This is a genomic window from Actinomyces sp. ICM39 (assembly GCF_000282935.1).
In the GTDB taxonomy this organism is placed as follows: domain Bacteria; phylum Actinomycetota; class Actinomycetes; order Actinomycetales; family Actinomycetaceae; genus Pauljensenia; species Pauljensenia odontolytica_B.
This window is the reverse complement of sequence record NZ_ALCB01000075.1, coordinates 1-5133: the sequence shown is the minus strand read 5'-3', so window position 1 is coordinate 5133 and position 5133 is coordinate 1. Positions and strand designations below refer to the sequence as shown.

Below are 5133 nucleotides of genomic sequence, written 5' to 3'. Positions count from 1 at the left end.
CCCGTACACTGTTAGTCGTGAACTATCCTGCCGGATCTCGAGGTTCCCAGCCGCAGCGCGTCGCCGCCGTCATCGCTGCACACAACGTCGGACGCGCCGTCGCGGCTACCGTGCGCGCGTGCCGAGCGATACCCAGCGTTGACCTCCTCATTGTCGTCGACGATGGTTCCACGGATGACACCGGCCGCGCCGCCCGAGCCGCCGGCGCCGTCGTTGTGCGCCACTCCGTCGAGCGCGGGCGTGCCTCGGCGATCGAGACCGGCGTGAAGGTCGCCGCCATGCGCGACCGCCCTGACGGGCCGCCCCGCCACATCCTGCTTCTTTCCCCCGACCTCGGCGAATCCGCGGTCGAGGCCACCGCCCTCGTCGAGGCCGTCTTCGCCCGCCAGGCCGACATGGCGATCGCCGTCCCGGCGACGGGACGCGAGTACTCCGGCTACGGGCCGGGCGTCGCCCGCCGGCTCATCCGCCGCAAGACCGGCTGGAACTGCCACTACCCCCTCAGCTACCAGCGCTGCCTGACGCGCGAGGCCATCGACGCGGCCATGCCCTTCGCGGGCCGCTACGTGCTCGAAGCCGCCATGACTATCAGCGTGCTGCGCGCGGGCCTGTCCGTCATGGAGGTCCCCTGCAACTTCGCCCACTCTGGCGCGGACCGCTCGCTCGGCTCGCTCAACCGCCCGGCGCGCATGTTCGACGCCGTGCGCGCCACGGTCAGCCAGCTCTTCCACTCCGACGCGCGCTCGAAGCGCCGCGCCGACCATGAACAGGGGATCGGCGTGCCCTACCCGGCCCCGGCCTCGGCCCGCGACGAGGCGGAAGAATCTGATTCTTCTGACGCGCGCCCCGCGGAGATGGTCGGGTGAAGGGCCCGGATCGATTAGCCGTCGGTCGCCTGGTGGTGACCTGGTGGCTGCCCACCCTCATCGCCTGCGTCGTCGGCGCACTCTACGTCTGCTACTCGGTGGCGCAGTGGCGCGCGCTTGTCGCCCCTTCGTGGGACCTTGGCATCTTCACCGAGGCCGTCCAGGCCTACTCGCGCTTCGAGGCACCCATCGTCCCCATCAAGGGGCCCGGCTACAACCTGCTGGGTGATCACTTCCATCCGATCCTGGCGCTGCTCGGTCCGATCTTCCGTCTCTTCCCCTCCGCGCTGACCCTCCTCGTCATCCAGGACGTGCTGATAGCCGCGTCGGCCGCGCCGATCGCGCGCCTCGCGCAGCGTCTCCTCGGTCGAGGCGGCGCGCTCCTCGTCGGTCTTGCCTACGGCCTGGGGTGGGGGCTGCAGGGTGCGGTTGGCGCCCAGTTTCACGAGGTCTGCGTGGCCGTCCCGCTGTTGGCTTTCGGTGGAGTTGCCTTCGTCGAACGACGGTGGGGGGCGTGCATGGCGTGGCTGGCGCCGCTGGTTCTTGTCAAGGAGGATCTCGGGCTGACGGTCTTCGTCGCTGGACTCGCGATCGCGTGGCGCCGCAGAGACGACGGGCGTGCCGCTGTCCTGCGGTCGTTAGCGTACGCTCTGTTCGGCATCGTCGCGTTTGCGCTCACAGTCAAGGTGCTGCTCCCGGCGATGAACCCGGCGGGCACGTGGGCCTACTCGCTCGACGGCTCCGCCACCGGCGCGGGCACGCCGACCGGTGGAACCACCTCCGCCCGCGCAATCCCCTCCCTGTCGGACATTCTGACGACTCCCTCTGTCAAGCTCGTGACGCTCCTCGTCCTCGCGGCCGGCGCGGGCCTCGTGGGCACCGGGTCCCCCTGGTTCGCGCTGGTGGCTCCGACGCTCGCCTGGCGCTTCGCGGGCTCCGTCGAGACCTACTACGTGTGGGACTCGTGGCACTACAACGCCGTGCTCGTCCCCATCGCCGCGTGCTCCCTGCTGGATGTCATCGACCAGTGGCTCGCTCCCAAGCGGGCCTCTCGTTCGGCGTCCGCCTCCGCGCTTGCGGAGGCTGTGGGAGAGGATGCGCTCAACGATCTGCGCGCCGATCAGGTTGCCACGGCCTCAGAGACGCGCGGATGGCGGGTGGCCGCGTGGGCAGTCGCGTGCATCCCCGCACTGTCTCTGGCACTCACGGCCTCGTCCCTGCCAATGTGGCACCTGCCCGATCTCAAAGAGGATCCGCGCATGGCCGCCGCCCTCGGCGCGCTCGACGCGGTGCCTGAGGGGGTGAGCGTCGAGACCGACACGACGCTGCTCGCGCGCCTCGTGCCCGGTCGCGAGGTCTACTGGGTGGGAACGACTGGCACCATGGATACCCCGCCGGAGTATGTCGTCATCGATGCGCGCTCCTACGCGTGGGGCGATCAGCAGGTCGACGCCGAGTCGTGGGGGAGCGCCGCCCACCCCGGCTACTCCTACGAGACCGTCTACGCCAAGCAGGGCTTCCGCGTCGCAAGGCGTACCTCGTAAGCGGTATGTCAGTGAGGCAGCATCTCGTCGCTCACCTCGGTGTCGAATACATGTCCAATTTTAACTGGGGTTCATAAATTCACGGCGGTCGCCGGTTGCGTCACGACACCTGCATGGGTTCATCGGCGCCACGTATCAGTCGGCCCATCTTCCCGCGTCATAATACGGTCGGCAACCGTCAATGACGCGCTCCTGCGACGACGATGCGCTCGGCCCTCCCGGTGTTGTCATTTGTTGACACGCAGGTCAACAAGTCGCATATGATTGACCAGTCTGACAGTAGGAGAAAAGTATGTCCTCTCTCGCGTCTCGCCGCACCCTTGCAGCGGCCTCGTCCCTGCTTCTGGTGGCCGTTGGTCTGACCGGCTGCATAAGGCTCCCCGGCGGTGGAGGTTCGAATTCTACGGACATCGCCTCGATGAAGAACATCCCCGAAGGCATCAAGCGCGACCTCATCAGCCAGATGAACTCCGCCTCCGGCGCCGAGAAGAACAAGATCGTCGAAAAAGCCAACGCCCTGAACAACATGGTCGGCGCGCAGCTAATCGGTCAGAGCGATGGCATCTTCGAAGAACCGTTCAAGCTGGAAGAAAACGGAACGATTTCCGTTGATAAAGAGTCTTACGCATACAGACTCATGTCGGCCACTGATTACTGGCGCCTCGGCCAAGACACCTACGATCTGTGCGTCGAGCAGGACTGCCAGTACTACTCCTCATGGACCGTTGAGGTCGAAGGCAGTGACAAGGACACCACTTACGTGTGGACTATGAAGATCGACGGCCCCGATCAGCCCGCGCAACCTATCGTCCGCCGCTTCAAGGTCAAATCATAAGAACCACGCGCGGAACTGCGCGAAACACATCCCGTCACCATAAGGAGAATGCTGTGACAGATTTGGCGTACCGTCACAAGAAGCAGGAAGAAGCACTCCCTCATGCGGAGGATGGTGGGGCTGCCGTCAAGAACTCTTCGGAGAACACTAACAAGCTCAGCGCCGCGCAAGACTTCACCGCGTGGGGGAACGAAAGAGGTCCCGCAGCCATGCGTCATAGCACCGCGGGCCTGTTCGGCGACATCTCGAAGATTCTCGAGGAAGAGAATGCTCTCATCTCAACCTTCATTACCGAGACGAAGCATGTGATGGAAGCAGTCAAGGACGCCGAGTGGGATGCCGAGTACTCATTCCATAAGGTCAAGGATGCTCTTCACACGGTCTCTGATTCAGAGGCCTCACGCAATCTTAAGAAGGCTCTCGAAAACGGCGGATACGCTGTGACTGAGAAAGATGTGAAACCAGTGCCCACTTCCACTGATACTCAGGGAACCACAGGCGCCCCCTCTGACACTGGTGCTGCAACTGAGTACGACGACTAAGAGAAAAAAGGCGTTCATCATGGTGTCTTCACCCAACTATCACAAGCTCAAAACCTTTTTGTATCACGCAAGGGCCAACGGCGACCTCGAGCGCTGGGAAACCGAGCACGAGAACACTATCCATGGTTTTGATGATGCAGTAAAGCGACTCGAGGAGTATCGGCAGAGCCACGGTTTTACTGGCAAAGCTGCGGAAGCGATGGACAAGTGGGTCGAAACATCGATCGATCGAATCAACAACTACCGTAAGCAATACGAGGCCGGCCACACCGTCTACACGGCAGCACGCGATGCGATGGCAGCTGCCTACGCAGAAGGTCAAAACATCAGTGATAGCCTTCTTGACGCCGAGACCGCAGCAATGCGCGACGACAAGTTTGTCTTCGTTCCGTCCGATAAGCCTGGTGGTGGGATCGCACTCGGCCCCATGCGCATTACAACAGGAGAAGCGTACGTCGCAGGCGTCGAGGCGCAGGCGAATGCCCAGCGCGAAGAATCCTGCCAACGTGTCCTCGATACGATTAACAATCGGACCACTGACTTGTCAGGAACAATGTCGGACGTGCGCAAGGGGAAACACGTCGACATCGCCACAGTTACAGCGGATCCCGATTCGGGCGATCATGGCGGCACCACACCTTCTGACGGGAAAACCCACACTCGCGGAGATGGAGGCGGCGGTTATTCGCCGGAGAATGGTTTTGGTCGTGAGGCTGGCCGTAACGGTGAGGGCTACCCGGGCGGCTTCGATAAGCCGTGGTGGAGTGAGGCCGATGCGGCTGCTGCTCGTAACCGCGTGATCGCCTCTGGAGCCGTCCCCAAGCAGGAGCTGCCGTACGGCGAGCTGGGTTCGCGCACGAACCCGATCACTGACCCGCAGGACCTCATGGACACCGACCTGCTCCACACGCGCGTCAACGGCACCACGTATCGCAACGGCGTCGTCGGCGGCCACACCCCGGCTCCCCCCGCTGATGCGCAGCATCCACTGTGGCGCCTCAACGGCGGCGCTGCATCTGACGCTGCCATGGCTGGTCGTCTGGGTGGCGCTGGTGTGCTGGGCGCTGGCGCGCTGGGCATGCGCGGTGCCGCCCGCATGGGTTCGGGCTTTGGTGGCCTGGGCGGAGCCTCTGGCGCATCGGGTTCGGCGAACGGCCTCGGTATGGGCGGCCTGCGTGGTATCACGGGCACGACCGGTTCAGCTGGCGCTATGGGTACTTCGAACCTGCGCGTGGGCACGTACTCGGGTTCGGGTTTTGGTTCCTACACTCCCCCCGCTTCCGTGGCCGGCGCGAACGGTGCGGCCGGTGCGGGCGCTTCCGGCGTGACCGGTACGACCGGCGCCG

The 5133-nt window shown here is 64.3% G+C and carries 5 protein-coding genes; all 5 read left to right on the top strand.

The annotated features are described in order from the left end of the window. Positions 1-17: 17 nt before the first annotated feature. On the top strand, positions 18-866 hold the full coding sequence (locus HMPREF1137_RS05205) for a glycosyltransferase (protein ID WP_007589652.1): 849 nt from the start codon (positions 18-20) through the stop codon (positions 864-866). After that, positions 863-2410 carry a DUF2079 domain-containing protein gene (locus HMPREF1137_RS05200; RefSeq protein WP_050980940.1) on the top strand — a complete coding sequence of 516 codons (1548 nt, stop codon included), beginning with the start codon at positions 863-865 and terminating at the stop codon, positions 2408-2410. The genes HMPREF1137_RS05205 and HMPREF1137_RS05200 overlap by 4 nt, the downstream gene beginning before the upstream one ends. A gap of 292 nt (positions 2411-2702) precedes the next feature. Then, on the top strand, positions 2703-3245 hold the full coding sequence (locus tag HMPREF1137_RS05195) for a hypothetical protein (protein ID WP_007589657.1): 543 nt from the start codon (positions 2703-2705) through the stop codon (positions 3243-3245). A gap of 53 nt (positions 3246-3298) precedes the next feature. After that, positions 3299-3787, top strand: a complete 489-nt coding sequence (locus HMPREF1137_RS05190; protein ID WP_007589655.1) for a hypothetical protein — start codon at positions 3299-3301, stop codon at positions 3785-3787. A 19-nt stretch (positions 3788-3806) separates the two neighbouring features. After that, positions 3807-5133: hypothetical protein (locus HMPREF1137_RS05185; protein ID WP_007589653.1), on the top strand; the 1327-nt coding region annotated here is incomplete at its 3' end.

Bases quoted from the DNA above. Each gene is read 5' to 3' on its own strand.
- HMPREF1137_RS05195 (WP_007589657.1), top strand. From the start codon at position 2,703: ATGTCCTCTCTCGCGTCTCGCCGCACCCTTGCAGCGGCCTCGTCCCTG.